10 protein-coding genes are annotated in these 13201 nt (G+C 61.2%); 3 read left to right on the forward strand and 7 right to left on the reverse strand.

All coding sequences use genetic code 11. The annotated features are described in order from the left end of the window. The first annotated feature begins 103 nt into the window (after positions 1–103). Positions 104–613 carry a CarD family transcriptional regulator gene (locus tag ACP7AP_RS01480; RefSeq protein ID WP_054004630.1) on the forward strand — a complete coding sequence of 170 codons (510 nt, stop codon included), beginning with the start codon at positions 104–106 and terminating at the stop codon, positions 611–613. Between the two features lie 58 nt (positions 614–671). Here the strand turns inward: ACP7AP_RS01480 and ACP7AP_RS01485 are convergent, their stop codons facing one another. Next, positions 672–2633, reverse strand: coding sequence for a cation:proton antiporter (locus ACP7AP_RS01485; protein ID WP_426031508.1), 1962 nt, complete (start codon positions 2631–2633; stop codon positions 672–674). A gap of 61 nt (positions 2634–2694) precedes the next feature. Beyond that, on the reverse strand, positions 2695–3150 hold the full coding sequence (locus ACP7AP_RS01490) for an Lrp/AsnC family transcriptional regulator (RefSeq protein ID WP_426031510.1): 456 nt from the start codon (positions 3148–3150) through the stop codon (positions 2695–2697). A 132-nt stretch (positions 3151–3282) separates the two neighbouring features. Here ACP7AP_RS01490 and hppD point away from each other — a divergent pair, with 132 nt between their 5' ends. Next, on the forward strand, positions 3283–4368 hold the full coding sequence (gene hppD / locus ACP7AP_RS01495) for a 4-hydroxyphenylpyruvate dioxygenase (protein WP_426031512.1): 1086 nt from the start codon (positions 3283–3285) through the stop codon (positions 4366–4368). Positions 4369–4457: 89 nt separating this feature from the next. Here hppD and ACP7AP_RS01500 read toward each other — a convergent pair whose 3' ends face one another. Beyond that, positions 4458–7595, reverse strand: coding sequence for a hypothetical protein (locus tag ACP7AP_RS01500; protein ID WP_426031514.1), 3138 nt, complete (start codon positions 7593–7595; stop codon positions 4458–4460). Positions 7596–7766: 171 nt separating this feature from the next. Between ACP7AP_RS01500 and ACP7AP_RS01505 the strand changes: the two genes are divergently transcribed. Beyond that, positions 7767–8456, forward strand: coding sequence for an SIMPL domain-containing protein (locus ACP7AP_RS01505; RefSeq protein WP_426031516.1), 690 nt, complete (start codon positions 7767–7769; stop codon positions 8454–8456). Positions 8457–8581: 125 nt separating this feature from the next. Here ACP7AP_RS01505 and ACP7AP_RS01510 read toward each other — a convergent pair whose 3' ends face one another. The 4 genes from ACP7AP_RS01510 to ACP7AP_RS01525 form a co-directional block, all read right to left on the reverse strand. Beyond that, positions 8582–9868 (reverse strand): O-acetylhomoserine aminocarboxypropyltransferase/cysteine synthase family protein, encoded by a 1287-nt coding sequence (locus tag ACP7AP_RS01510; RefSeq protein ID WP_426031518.1) that lies wholly within the window; start codon positions 9866–9868, stop codon positions 8582–8584. Positions 9869–10100: 232 nt separating this feature from the next. After that, on the reverse strand, positions 10101–11225 hold the full coding sequence (locus tag ACP7AP_RS01515) for an aminotransferase class V-fold PLP-dependent enzyme (RefSeq protein ID WP_426031520.1): 1125 nt from the start codon (positions 11223–11225) through the stop codon (positions 10101–10103). A 5-nt stretch (positions 11226–11230) separates the two neighbouring features. Further along, complete coding sequence (locus tag ACP7AP_RS01520) at positions 11231–12355, reverse strand: 3-hydroxyacyl-CoA dehydrogenase NAD-binding domain-containing protein (protein WP_426031522.1); 1125 nt, start codon at positions 12353–12355, stop codon at positions 11231–11233. Beyond that, positions 12355–13113 (reverse strand): enoyl-CoA hydratase-related protein, encoded by a 759-nt coding sequence (locus tag ACP7AP_RS01525; protein ID WP_426031524.1) that lies wholly within the window; start codon positions 13111–13113, stop codon positions 12355–12357. Before ACP7AP_RS01525 ends, ACP7AP_RS01520 begins: the two co-directional genes overlap by 1 nt. Positions 13114–13201 lie beyond the last annotated feature (88 nt).

A 13201-nucleotide genomic window follows, 5' to 3' on the forward strand; every position in this document is an offset into this window, starting at 1 on the left:
TTGGGGTGAAAATCTAGTCGAAAATAGAAGCCGTTGCTCGGGATGATTTCCCGAAACGGTGACGTTTTTTGCGCAACAGGCTCTTGCCCGAGGAAGCGACTGAATGACCAAATCGAAGAAGCCTGATTTTCGTCCGAATGAGTTCGTTGTGTATCCAGCCCATGGCGTTGGCCGAATCATCTCGATTGAAGAACAAGAAATCGCCGGGTTCGTGTTGGAACTGTTCGTGATTTCCTTCGAAAAAGACAAGATGACGCTGCGGGTTCCGACCCATAAGGCCACCGATGTGGGCATGCGCTCGCTGTCTTCGCCGGATCTGGTCACCAAGGCGCTGGATACGTTGAAGGGCAAGGCGCGTGTCAAACGTGCGATGTGGTCGCGTCGGGCGCAGGAGTATGAACAGAAGATCAACTCGGGTGATCTGATGGCGATTGCCGAAGTGGTGCGCGACCTGCACCGCAGCGATGACCAGCGTGAGCAAAGCTATTCCGAGCGTCAGCTTTATGAAGCGGCTCTGGAGCGTTTGACTCGTGAAGTTGCTGCCGTTTCTGGTGTCGATGAGGCCGGTGCTCAGAAGAAAGTCGGCGATGTGCTGATTGGCCGCGCTGCCTGATCTGGTTTTGAAATTTCGGAAAAGGCGGTCTTCGGGCCGCCTTTTTTATTGCTCTGCCCTACTGCTCTGCCTGCCTGTCGCGTGGCTCATCCATATCGGGGAACAGCATGGCGTCAATCACCTCGGCAGGGTCTTCGGCAGCCATCGGTTTGACCTCGTGCAGCTCCTCCATCAAGGCAATTTCCAGATCGCGGTCAAGCTGTTTGGCACGCGCAATATAAGCGTCATTCAGATGGGTGGGTTGGCCGGGAACCCACACTTCGGCCAGATCGCGCATCGCGCCGCGATCAACACGGTAATAGGCCTGCGACACTTTCGCAGCCTCGTATTCGGAAAACCCCATGTTTTCCAACACATAGCGCCCCGCCCGGACCGAGCTGTCAAAGGTCTCGCGCACGATGTCATTCGCACCTGCTTGATACAATTCATAGACATGCACCCGATCCCGCGCCCGGGCGACGATATGGATATCGGGGCGCCGCGATCTGGCATAGCGCACGATCCGGGTTGCGGTGTCGCTGTCATCCACCGCAATCACGATCACCTGCGCCTCGGCGAGCCCGGCCGCCTCCAGCAGTTCCGGCCGCGCCGGATCGCCGAAAAACCCTTTCACGCCGAATTTGCGCATGGTTTCAATCGTGGTCATATCGTTGTCCAAAACCACCGTCGGGATGCCCGAGGTGCGGATCAGCCGATTGACCACCTGGCCAAACCGCCCGATCCCAGCGATGATCACTTGACCTTTTTCGTCGATCTCATCGGGGGCGTGATCGGGGGTGCGATGGGCAAAACGGGCGCTGAGCCAATCATAGCCGATGAACAGAAAAGGCGTCAGCAGCATCGACAGGCTGATCACCAACAGGCCCATCTGCCCCGCCGCCAGTGGCAGGGCACTTTCAGACCGCGCAAAGCTGACGATCAGAAAACCGAACTCGCCGCCTTGTGCAAGGCTGAGCGAAAACAGCCAACGGTCTTGCCGCTTCAACTTGAACACCAGCGAAATCGCCACCAGAATCAGCGCCTTCAGCAGCATCAGTCCAAGGGTGAGTCCCAGCACCGTCAACGGCTCGCGTGCCAGCATCTTAAAGTTGATACCCACGCCGACGGTCATAAAGAACAGCCCCAGCAGCAGGCCTTTGAACGGTTTCAGATCGGCCTCTAGCTGATGGCGAAATTCCGAGTTCGCCAGAACCACGCCCGCCACAAAGGTGCCCAAAGCCGGAGAAAGCCCGACCAACATCATCAGAAACGCAATGCCCAGCACCATCAGCAGGCTGATAAAGGTGCTCATCTCGGGCAGTTTCGCGGCATGAACAAAGCGGAAAATCGGACGGCTCAGATAATGGCCCGCCAGCACGATGCCCGCTACAATCGCCAAGGTCAGCAAGCCCGCGCCCCAGCCCGGCAAGGATTGCACCGTGGTGATCAGTTGTGAGGTCGCAGCCTGTTCGACCACATCCTGCGGATTGCTGACGCCGTAAACCTCGGCGCTCTGCCCAGCCAGTTCCGGCAATGCAAGCAGCGGAATCACCGCCAGCATTGGGATCACCGCCATATCTTGCGTCAGCAAAACCGAGAACGCCGAGCGTCCGCCTTGCGTGCGCATCAGGTTCTTTTCCGACAGGGTTTGCAGCACGATGGCTGTGGATGACAGTGAGGCCGTCATGCCGAGAACCAGAGCAACGGCAGGCGTAACACCGAACCAAATCAAGCCGATAGCCACGCTGGCGGTGGTCAAAACCACCTGTGCGCCACCCATGCCGAGCAGTTTATGCCGCATCTCCCACAAAGATTTCGGCTCTAATTCCAGCCCGATCAGGAACAGCATCAGCACCACGCCGAACTCGGCAAAATGCTGCAAATCGGCAGTTTCCGCGCCTGCGATACCCAAGATCGGCCCCATCAAAATCCCGGCAGCCAAGTAGCCCAGCACCGAGCCCAAGCCCAATCGCACCGCCAAAGGCACCACGCAAACGGCGGCGCCAAGGTAGATCGAGGCTTGCAGCAGAAAACTTTCCATTACGCACTTTCAGATTTGGCAGCGGCTTTACATCAGCAACAAACTTAGGTCGGTAACAGTTTTAAGTCGGCAGCGGCGCATCCGCCTTGAATTGGTCCATCACAATCTGGCTTTGCACCCGCGCCACCGCCGGATGTGGCAGCAACAGCGTGTGGATAACCCGGTTCAAATCCGGCAAATCGGCGCACCAGACCCGCAGCAGGTAATCGGCCTCGCCGGTCAGCGTCCAGGCCGAGACGATTTCGGGGCAGGTGGCTACCAGCGTGCCAAAACTGCGCGCAGCGTCGGGCGAATGCGTGGCCATCTGCACCTGCACAAACGCCTGCACGGTCAGCCCAACCTTGGCGGGCGACAGCTTCGCCGCATATCCCACCACAAAGCCCTCGGCCTCAAGCCGCTGCCTGCGCCGTGCGGCTTGGCTCGGCGACAGGTTCAACCGCTCGCCCAGTTCTTGTGCTGTCAGCATCGCATTGGCCTGTATCTCGGCCAGCAGACGTGAGTCGATAGCGTCCAGCATGCGGGTTTCTCGCGTCAAATTCATATATCCCGCGTGTATTGCGCGTAGGTTGCCGCATTACAACCCAACTACGCGCAAACAGCGTGTCACTAATGCGTTATTATGACGAAACGCATTCAAAAGAGGCACACCATGGGACCGTTTCCGCACGCCGCCGCAAATGCCAGCATCAGCCCGGCCAATCCGGCGGGCACAGATGGTATGGAGTTTGTCGAATTCGCCCATCCAAATCCGCAAGAGTTGCGCGATCTGTTCACCCGTATGGGCTATAGCCTCACCGCGCGGCACAACAGCAAAGCGATCGAGCTGTGGCAGCAGGGCGACATCACCTATATCCTGAACGATGAACCCGGCAGCCATGGCCGCAATTTTGTTGATGAGCACGGCCCCTGCGCGCCCTCAATGGGCTGGCGCGTGGTCGATGCGAAGCAGGCGTTTGCCCATGCGGTGGCGCGTGGGGCCGCGCCGTTCGAGGGCGTGAAGACGCTGGAGGTCCCGGCGATTGTCGGCATTGGCGGCTCACTGATCTATTTCGTCGATCAATACGGCGCGGCGAATCCGTATACGAATTTCACTTTTACCGATCATCAGCCTAGGGGCGTCGGTTTTTACTATCTCGATCACCTGACGCACAATGTTCACAAAGGCAATATGGACAAGTGGTTTGATTTCTATGGCAGAATCTTTGGCTTCAAGCAGATTCGCTTCTTTGACATCGCGGGAAAACACTCCGGTCTGTTCAGCCGCGCGCTGACTTCGGCCTGCGGGCGCATCCGCATCCCGATCAATGAAGATCGCGGGGAAACTGGGCAGATTGTCGAATACCTGAAGCGTTACAACGGCGAGGGCATCCAGCATATTGCGGTCGGCGCGCAGGACATTTACGCCGCCACCGATGAGATCGCCGCACGCGGGTTGAAGTTCATGCCGAAGCCGCCGATGGCCTATTACGAGCTGTCGAAAACCCGCGTTGTTGGCCATCAGGAACCGCTGGAGGCGATGGCCAAGCATGGCATCCTGATCGACGGTGAGGGCGTGGTGGATGGCGGCGAGACCCGCATCCTGCTGCAAATCTTCTCAAAAACCGTGATAGGGCCGATTTTCTTCGAGTTCATTCAGCGCAAAGGCGATGATGGCTTTGGCGAAGGCAATTTCCGGGCGTTGTTCGAAAGCATCGAGCAAGATCAGATTGATCGCGGCGTGCTGACGGCTGGCTGATACATGCGGTTCGGTTCTATCTGACGAAGAACCATCACACTGCGCGCAGGTCTTTGCGCGCAGTGTCGTTCAAGATAAGCGCAACCGTTCTAGCCTTTCGGCATCGCCAAGGCCACCAGACGGCCGCCTTTTTGATAGCGTACTTCGGTGGCGGTGATCGCGGCCACCCTGCCGCCGCCATCAATCGTATCGCCGACACGGACCTTTTTATAGCGCCCCGCTGCGGTACGCACCAAGGCGTAACGCTTTGATTGCGTTCCATAAACCCCGATCAGATTCAGCTTTGAGAGGTTGATCGCGTTCTTGAACGTCGCCTGCTTGGCCACTGTCGCCTTGGTTGGAATCCTTGGCGCGGCAGAGGCCACTTCCGGCTCACCATCGGCTTCGGCGCTGGAGTTCTTGTCGGGGATCGCGGCCAGTCGCGGCTGCGGTTCTGCGGCGCGTTCGGGCTCTGGTTCGCGGGCAACGGCGGCCACTGCGGCTTCCACCGTGCGGCTCAGATCACGCGGGCGCGCGGCAGGTTTGCGGCTGATCGCCACTGCCAGCTTCGAGCCGCTGGTTAAGGCCGCATCTTGGGTCAGCACTTCAGCCTGTGCTGTCAGCGAGGCCGCAGCCGAGGCTTGCTGCGCTTGGCGTCCGGCTGACAGGATCGTCGCGGGGCGGGCGGTCGGGCGCAGCCCAGCAAGGCGGCTATCGACTTCGGGGGCCAATGCGCCCTGATCGGCGGCTGCGGGTGGCGTCAGCCCCTCGGGTCGGGTTTTTGGCTTTTTGCCTGCCAAGGCCGGGTCGGCATAAACGGTCTGAGCAGCCGTTGCACCGGCCACCGCATCCGGCAGCGCCGCGTCCGCAACTGCCGGTTTTGCGGCAGCCGCCGCCGCGATTACTGCCTCGGTCCGCGCGGTTGGCACCCGTGATGGCTTGCCCGCCCGCAGAAAAACGCCCTCAGGCGTTATGATCCCCTCGGGCGTCGGCGTGATCGCGCCATTGGCTTCAAACTGATACACCGTGCCAAACGGCGGCGGCGCTGGCTGTGCGGCTGGCATCTGATCGCCCTGCGCCAGCGGCTGCTCCAACGACAACGGATCGGGCGGCAGGGGCGCTGCATCCATCGAGGCGAGGAAAATCTCATCATCGGTGCCCGCCGTCGGGTTCACCGGGGCTGTGGTCTCAGCGGCGATATCCACAGCCGGCGCAGGTTCGGCGCTGGTGCCGGTCAAATCCGCAGCATCGGGCGAAGCCACGCCGCCATCCACCACGGGCGCGGCTGGTTCGCTGGCCGAAGCGGTTTCCGACAGCTCTGCCGGGTCCTGCATATCGGCGAGCATCTCATCATTCGCATCCGGCATCTCGGTCGCATTAACGTCCGTGCCGTCTGGATTGTCCGCGCCAACCTGCACTGGCGCATCTGTCCCGGTGTTCCACGCGCCCAGCGAATAGGAAGACCAAGCCGCAATCATTGCCAGCAGGAACAGCAAGACCACCGTCAGCAGCAGCCCGAGATAACGCGGTTTGCCGCGCACCGGTTCGCGGGCCGCAAAGCCACCGGGGCCGCGTGCCGCAGCGGGGCGCGTCCCCTGCGGCTTGGGCGGGCCTGCTGCCGCAGCATCGCTGGATTTCAGCGGCGGTAGGGCTGAAGGGATCGCAACCTTGCTGCGGGGTTTCGAGGCGGCAGCACTTGACCCCGAAACCAAGGCCGACAGGCCGCGCAAACCGGGTTTGCTGGGCTTTGCTGACTTTACGGCCAAATCCGGTTTTGACATCGGCGCACGTGCTAGCCCCGATCCTTGCGTCCCCAAGCCTTGAGCCCCCAAGCCTTGCGCTCCAAAGCCTTGCATCCCAGCCAACGGCTTTGCCGCAGCCGGGCGCGGCACCCCAGCTTTTGCCGCCCCGAGTGGCGGGGCTTTGTTCAGCAGCGGCTCCTCATTGCCCTGACGGCGACTGGAGAACGCACCCAAAGCCGCCGCCGCAGGCATCGGCGGCAAATCATCGGCGATGACCGGATCAATCACCCGTGCCGCCTTGGCCGAAATCGCAGCCCGGATCGCCTCGGCACCCTGCGGCTCGTCATCACCCTCAGCCGCATCATCGGAGACATCCAAAGCCATCGGCGCTTCTTCCACCTCGACCACCGGCTTGCGGGGAGCAAGTGGGGCGGGCGGGGGCGGTGCAGGCTGCGGGATCGGGGCCGACAGCGTATCGGCAAGGGCGGCAATCAATGCGTTGTCGTCATCCAGCGCGGGCGCGGGCGGCGCGTCATCTTCATATCCGGCGCGCGACCCATTCTCTGCAGGCAGCCAGGGTTCTTTCGGCGCATCCGCTGCGGGCGGGATATCTTCGGGTGTTGCGACATAGACTTCGGCCTCAACCACAGAGTGCGCCGCAAGCAGGTTGTCGGGCTCGGGGCGGATTTCCACCTCGGGCAAATCATCTGGTTCGGGCTCAACCAGAACTTCTGGCTCTATCGTAGCCACATATTCCGCAACCTCAGGCTCGACCAAAACCTCAGGCTCGACCAAAACCTTAGGCTCAATCACACCCTCAGGCTCCACCACACCCTCGGGCGCGAAATCCACCTCAGTCTCGGGCGCATTTTTCGCGATCGAAGCGGCCGCTGCAATCGGCGCGTCAACAACAGCTTCTACCGCATGCGCCGCAGTGCCAAAGTTGCGCGCCACGATCATCACCGGGCGACTGTCGCGCTCGACTTTTGCGCCTTTCGGGATCAGCGACGGGGCCAGCGACGACAGGCCAAACCAAGGCTCTGCCGCAAAGCTGTCAGGCTCGGGGGCAGCGACGAAGGCAATCGGGTTCAAGCGATGCGCAGCGGCAAAACTTTCCGCCTCGGCCAAGGTCTCTTTGGCGATCACCGCCACCTGCACTTCTGGCCCAGTTCCGTCTGGCCCCGTCCCGGTGTAATCAAACGCCAGATCGGCGACATCATAGGGTGTGCGGCCTTCCAGCGCCGCCATAACCTGCGCGTGGCGCGTGGCCTCATCCGGCCCTGGCGCTTGGACGGTCAGATACAGGATCTGGTCATTCGGGATCACCAGCTTGGTGGTCATCCCGCGCGGCGACAGACCAAGGGCTGTGGCGCGCAGATAGCCCAATGCCTCGGTCAGATCGGGCGTGTCAAGCGGAACAGCCCCCACCAACTGCCAACCACCGCCAGAGCGGTGCAGCAAGCTGATGGTTTCATCCCGGAAGTCGAGTGCAAAAGCTGGTTTCATTTCACGGGTCTAGCACAAGGAGGGCACCGCAGGAAACGCGCGCTGCAAGGTTTGGCCCTTCCTATAGCAGCTTTTTGCCGAAGGAAAGAAAAACGCAAGCCAGGCCCAAGGAACGGCTTGCGGGCCGCGTCATAGCACTACACCTAAGACGCATAACATTTGGAGGTTCCCATGCGTGTTCTTAATGCCCTGCTGCTGTCCGCAGCACTTGTTCTGCCGATTGCAGCCCCGGCACTTGCCGATAATGTGATCACGGTGACGGGGGAGGGCACCGTGCAGGTCACGCCCGACATGGCGACGATCTCGCTGGGCGTCACCACCGATGGCGCATCGGCAGCCGAGGCGATGGCGGCCAATTCCAAAGCGCTGCAAGCGGTGATTGACCGTTTGAAATCGGCGGGGATCGAAGACCGCGATCTGCAAACCTCGAACCTGTCGCTGAACCCGAACTGGGTGGGTTATGACGCAGGCCAAACCCCGAAAATCGCGGGCTATGTGGCGTCAAACATGCTCAGCGTTCGGGTGCGCGCCTTGGATACTTTGGGCACCGTGCTGGACGCCAGCATCACTGATGGTGCCAACACGCTGAACGGCATCACCTTTGATCTGGCAGCCCCACGCCCGGCGCAGGATGAGGCGCGCAAAGCCGCCGTTGCCGATGCCAAAGCCCGCGCTGAACTGTTTGCAGGGGCGGCAGGGGTGAAACTGGGCAAGATCGAGACGATCACCGAGGCCGCAGGCTATGGCGCGCCGATGCCAATGTTCCGCGACGAGGCCAAAGCGGCGTCGGCGGTTCCCGTGGCCTCAGGTCAGATCGGCATGACGGCTTCGGTGACGATCACCTATGAGATCGTTGAGTGACCTTGCGTTTCATACTGGCCTAAATATTCCCGCCGGAGGCATCCGACATTGGCCGCAGAAGCCTCCGGCGGGAGTATTTCAAAAAGAGCAAGCCCAGACTGTATAACGGTCTGGGCTTGTCGGTTTTACGCCGTAGCTGCCGCCAAGGCCTGATCCAGATCGGCGATGATGTCGCGCACATCCTCGATCCCGATCGACAGCCGCACCACATTCGGCGCGGCCCCGGAGCGGATTTTTGCTTCATCGTCCAACTGGCTGTGGGTGGTCGAGGCCGGATGGATGATCAGGCTGCGGGTATCGCCCAGATTGGCGACATGGCTGAACAGTTTCACACTATCCACCAGCTTGACGCAGGCATCATAGCCACCCTTCACCGCGAAGGTGAACAACGCCCCGGCACCTTTCGGGGTGATCGACTCGGCGCGTTTGCGGTAGGGCGAGGAATGCAGCCCCGCGTAGGTCACGAATTCCACCCGAGGGTCTTGCTCCAGATATTCCGCGACAATCTTGGCGTTTTCGACATGCCGCTGCATCCGCAGGCCAAGGGTTTCGATCCCCATCAAGGTGTAATGCGCGCCTTGTGGGTTCATCGTCATGCCCAGATCGCGCAGCCCTACGGCGATGGAGTGGAAGGTGAAGGCCATCGCACCCAGTGCCGCATGGAAGGTCAGGCCATGGTAGGCGGGTTCGGGCTGGCTGAGGCTGGGGAACTTATTGCTTGCTGACCAGTCGAATTTGCCCGAATCCACCACGACCCCGCCCGTCACCGTACCGTTGCCGGTCAGGTATTTGGTGGCGGAATGGACCACCAGCGTCGCACCATGCTCGATGGGTTTGCAGAGGTAAGGCGTGGCGGTGGTGTTATCCACGATCAAGGGGATGCCAGCCTGATCGGCGATGCGGGCGAGGGCATCAAGGTCGGAGATATAGCCGCCGGGGTTGGCGATGGTCTCACAGAAAATCGCGCGGGTGTTCTCATCAATGGCATGTTCGACCGCCAGCAGGTCTTCGGTGTCGACGAATTTCGCCGACCAGCCAAAGCGTTTGATGGTCTGGCTGAACTGGGTGATCGTGCCGCCATAAAGCCGCGACGAGGCGACGATGTTCAGGCCCGGCCCCATCAGGGGAAACAGCGCCATGATTTGCGCTGCATGACCTGAGGAACAGCAGATCGCCCCCGCGCCGCCTTCGAGGGCGCAGACCCGGTCGGCCAGCGCCGAGACGGTGGGGTTGGTCAGGCGGGAATAGATGTAGCCGACTTCTTGCAGGCCGAAAAGTTTGCGGGCGTGCTCGGCGTCGCGGAAAACGTAGGCCGTGGTTTGATAGATCGGGACCTGCCGCGCGCCCGTCGCGGGGTCGGGGGCGGTGCCTGCGTGGATGGCAAGGGTGTCGAAGCCTAGGGGTGCGATCATGGTATCCTCCGGGAATGAATGGGCGCAGGGTAGGCTGGCCAGAAGAGTCCGGCAACGGGAAAGAATGATGCGGTCCCGCGTTGGGACCGTTTGGAAAATTGTTGTTTTTCAATGGGGTGGTTTTGGCGGTTTAGGGTTTATTAAGGGATTGGCAGACGGTGTTTGTTCTGCGCCGGGGCTTTCGAGGCGATGTTGAAGCCTCTGGCGGGAGTATTTTTGCCAAGATGAATGGTTAAGGGCGCAGCAGTTTTGTCAGCGCCGCGATCAAAGTTTCGGTAGCTTCCAGCGTCGTCAGATTACCCGGCGAGAGGCGGAGGGTTTGGCTGCGGGCGTCGGTGGTGATGCCTTGGGCGCGCAGGGCGGTGACGATAGCGGCGGCGGGATGGCTGTCGGGCAGGCGCAACATGATCGAGCCGCCGCGTTTTTCGGGGGCGCGGGGGGTGAGCAGGGTTAGGTTTAGCGCGTCTGCGGCATCAATAAGCCGGGCGGTCAGTTGGCGGTTATGGGCCAGCAGGTCGGTTTGGTTTTGGGTTGCGTGCCAGTCCAAAGCGGGCAGGCTGGCGAGTGCTGCCATCGTGCCGGGGGTGCCACTGTCATAGCGGCGGATGTCGGGGGCGTATTGGAAGGCGGTGATGTCCCAGTTGAACGGGTTGGATTGTGAAAACCAGCCGCGCAGTTCGGGGTGGCAATGCGGCGTCAGGCGCGGGCTGACATAGAGAATACCTGCGCCGGGGGTGCCGCACATCCATTTCAGACTGGTGGAGACGGTGAAATCAACCTCGGGCGCTATCACGTCATAGGGGATCAGGCCTGCGGCTTGGGTGATATCGGTGCCGATCAGGCTGCCCATGCGGCGGCCGTGCGCGACCATGCGTTTCAGGTCGATACGATGCGAGGTCAGCGAGGATACCCATGTCAGTAAGGCGAGGCCAACGTCTGGGGTCCATGCCTCGATGAAGTCGTCATCCTCGACATATCCCATGCCTTGACGCAGGGGAACGGTATGCAGGGTGAAGCCGTATTTCTCGGCCATGCCATTCAAAAGGAAGTGGTTGGAGGGGAAACAATCGGCCCCGACCAGCACTTTGCGGCCCTTCAGGTGGCTAGTTGGCAGCGAGGTCAGCAGCGCGTGGAAGGCCGCGGTGACGTTTTCGGTGGCGGTGATGGATTGGCTGGGTGCGTTCAGGATGGCGCGCCAGCGGTCGATGAAATTCTGCCGTTTGCCAAGCGCATACGCCCATTGGCTGTCATCGGTCTTGCCCCAGACGTCCGCAAATTCGGTCATGGCGGCGGCCAGATCGGCGGTCTTGCCGGGATACATGCCGATGGAATGGTACAGGAAATAGGCGTCAGACATGGGATTCACCGGGTGAGGAAGGGGGCTGGGGCGTAGCGGGGTTTCAAGGCCTCGGGGGCGTTTGCTGCGAGGCTTTGCAGGGTGGCGAGGACTTTTGGGGTTGTGTGAAGGGCTAACGCCTCGAACGGGCCGCGTGGGAAGTTGAGACCAAGCCTCAAAGCGGTGTCGATGCCTTCGGGCGTGGTGCCACCCTCGGCGAGCAGCCATGCGGCCTCGTTGATCAGGGTTGCCTCAATGCGTAGGGCAATGTCGGAGTTGGCTTTGGGTGCCGTTTGCGCGGGGTGAACGAAGCCTTGGCCGGATTTACGGCCTAAGTTTCCGCTGGCGACTTGGGCTTTAAGGGCCGCAAAGACGTGGTAGCGCGGGTGGTTTTGCATTGCGCTTGCAAGGCCCTCGGTGGCGGCGAGGTTGATATCAGCGCCGATCAGGTCAATCAGGGCGAAGGGGCCAAGGCGGTATCCGGCGGCCATCATCGCGGCGTCAATTTCTTCCGCGGGGTGGCCTTCTGCCAGCAGAGCGAGGGCCTCACCATAATAGGGGCGCGCGCAGCGGTTGACGATGAAGCCGGGGCGGTCGGGGCATTGGACTACGGTTTTTCCGGCGGTTTCGGTGATTTCCCGGGCAAGGGTAAGGGCTGCGGCAGAGGTGCCTGCGTGGGGGGCGAGTTCAACCAGTTTCATAGCAGCGGGGGGATTGAAGAAATGCAGCGCAAGGATGCGGTCTGGATGTTGTGCGGTGCTGGCGATAAAGGCTACTGGGATCGAGGAGGTGTTGGTGGCAAGCACGGCATTTGGCGCAATGATGGTTTCGAGTTCGGCGAACAGCGCCTGTTTGGCATCGAGGCGCTCGATGATGGCCTCGATCACCAGATCACAGGGCGCGAGCTCGGCGAGGCTTGCGGTGATGTTCAGATTGCACAGCGTTGCATCGCGGGCCTCTGGGTTAAGTTTGCCGGCGGTGACACGTGCATTCAGGGCGTCGGACATGCGTTGTCGGGCACTTGCGCGGGCGAGCGGCTGGGCATCGGTGGCGATGGTGGGAAAGCCCGCTTGCGCAAAGACTTGCGCGATCCCCAAGCCCATTGTGCCCAGACCGATGATGCCGATTTTGGGGCGATTGCTGGGGTGCATCATGCGCCTGTGAAACTGGGTTTGCGCCGTTCACGGAAGGCGCTAATGCCTTCGGCTTTGTCGGCGGTGTCCATCAGGGATTCGAAACTCGCGCGTTCCAAGGTGAAGGCGCGGGCGGTTTCGTCGCCTGTCACGAGGGCGGCTTTGGCGGCCTGCAGGGCGATGGGCGCGCGTTGGCTGATTTTGGTGGTGAGGGCGATCGCATCGGGCAAAGCGGAGCCTGTGGCAAGGTAAGCGGCGATGCCCCAGGCGTGGGCAGTTGGGGCGTCGATGATCTCACCTGTCAGGATCATCCGGCTGGCGCGGGCGCGGCCTATCAGGGCCAGCAGGCGCTGGATGCCGCCTGCGCCGGGGATCAGGCCAAGGTTGGTTTCGGGCAGCCCGAGTTTGGCGGTCTCGCCCAGCACGATCAGATCGGCCATCAGGGCGAGTTCTAATCCGCCACCGAGGGCAAAGCCGTCGATGGCGGCGATCAGCGGTTTGGGGAAGGCGCGGATGGTGGCCCAATGGGCTTTGCGGGGGTCGGTGGCGGCCTCGGCTGTGGTTTTGGTCGCGATTTCGGTGATGTCGGCGCCTGCGGCGAAATTGCCTTCGGTGCCAGAAATCAGGACAGCGCGGATATTGGGGTCTGTGGCGGCTTGGGTCAGCGCCTCGGCCAAAGCGGCAAGCGTCGCGGTGTTCAGCGCGTTTTTCGCCGAGGGGCGGTTCAGCGCGACGTGCAGCCAGCCTTGGTGCGCGGTGAGGATCAGGTTTTCCATCAGTGCACTATGCGGGGTGGGCGAAAAATTTCAAGCGAGAAATTTCAAGCTTGAAATTGTTTTGTCGTGGTGGCAGGCTGCATCAAAC

Origin of the sequence: Cypionkella sp. TWP1-2-1b2 (assembly GCF_049896245.1) — a bacterium.
Classification (GTDB): Bacteria; Pseudomonadota; Alphaproteobacteria; order Rhodobacterales; family Rhodobacteraceae; genus Cypionkella.

Bases quoted from the DNA above. Each gene is read 5' to 3' on its own strand.
- ACP7AP_RS01490 (WP_426031510.1), bottom strand. From the start codon at position 3,150: ATGCTGGACGCTATCGACTCACGTCTGCTGGCCGAGATACAGGCCAAT.
- ACP7AP_RS01510 (WP_426031518.1), bottom strand. From the start codon at position 9,868: ATGATCGCACCCCTAGGCTTCGACACCCTTGCCATCCACGCAGGCACC.
- ACP7AP_RS01500 (WP_426031514.1), bottom strand. From the start codon at position 7,595: ATGAAACCAGCTTTTGCACTCGACTTCCGGGATGAAACCATCAGCTTG.
- ACP7AP_RS01505 (WP_426031516.1), top strand. From the start codon at position 7,767: ATGCGTGTTCTTAATGCCCTGCTGCTGTCCGCAGCACTTGTTCTGCCG.
- ACP7AP_RS01485 (WP_426031508.1), bottom strand. From the start codon at position 2,633: ATGGAAAGTTTTCTGCTGCAAGCCTCGATCTACCTTGGCGCCGCCGTT.
- ACP7AP_RS01520 (WP_426031522.1), bottom strand. From the start codon at position 12,355: ATGCACCCCAGCAATCGCCCCAAAATCGGCATCATCGGTCTGGGCACA.
- hppD (WP_426031512.1), top strand. From the start codon at position 3,283: ATGGGACCGTTTCCGCACGCCGCCGCAAATGCCAGCATCAGCCCGGCC.
- ACP7AP_RS01515 (WP_426031520.1), bottom strand. From the start codon at position 11,225: ATGTCTGACGCCTATTTCCTGTACCATTCCATCGGCATGTATCCCGGC.
- ACP7AP_RS01525 (WP_426031524.1), bottom strand. From the start codon at position 13,113: ATGGAAAACCTGATCCTCACCGCGCACCAAGGCTGGCTGCACGTCGCG.
- ACP7AP_RS01480 (WP_054004630.1), top strand. From the start codon at position 104: ATGACCAAATCGAAGAAGCCTGATTTTCGTCCGAATGAGTTCGTTGTG.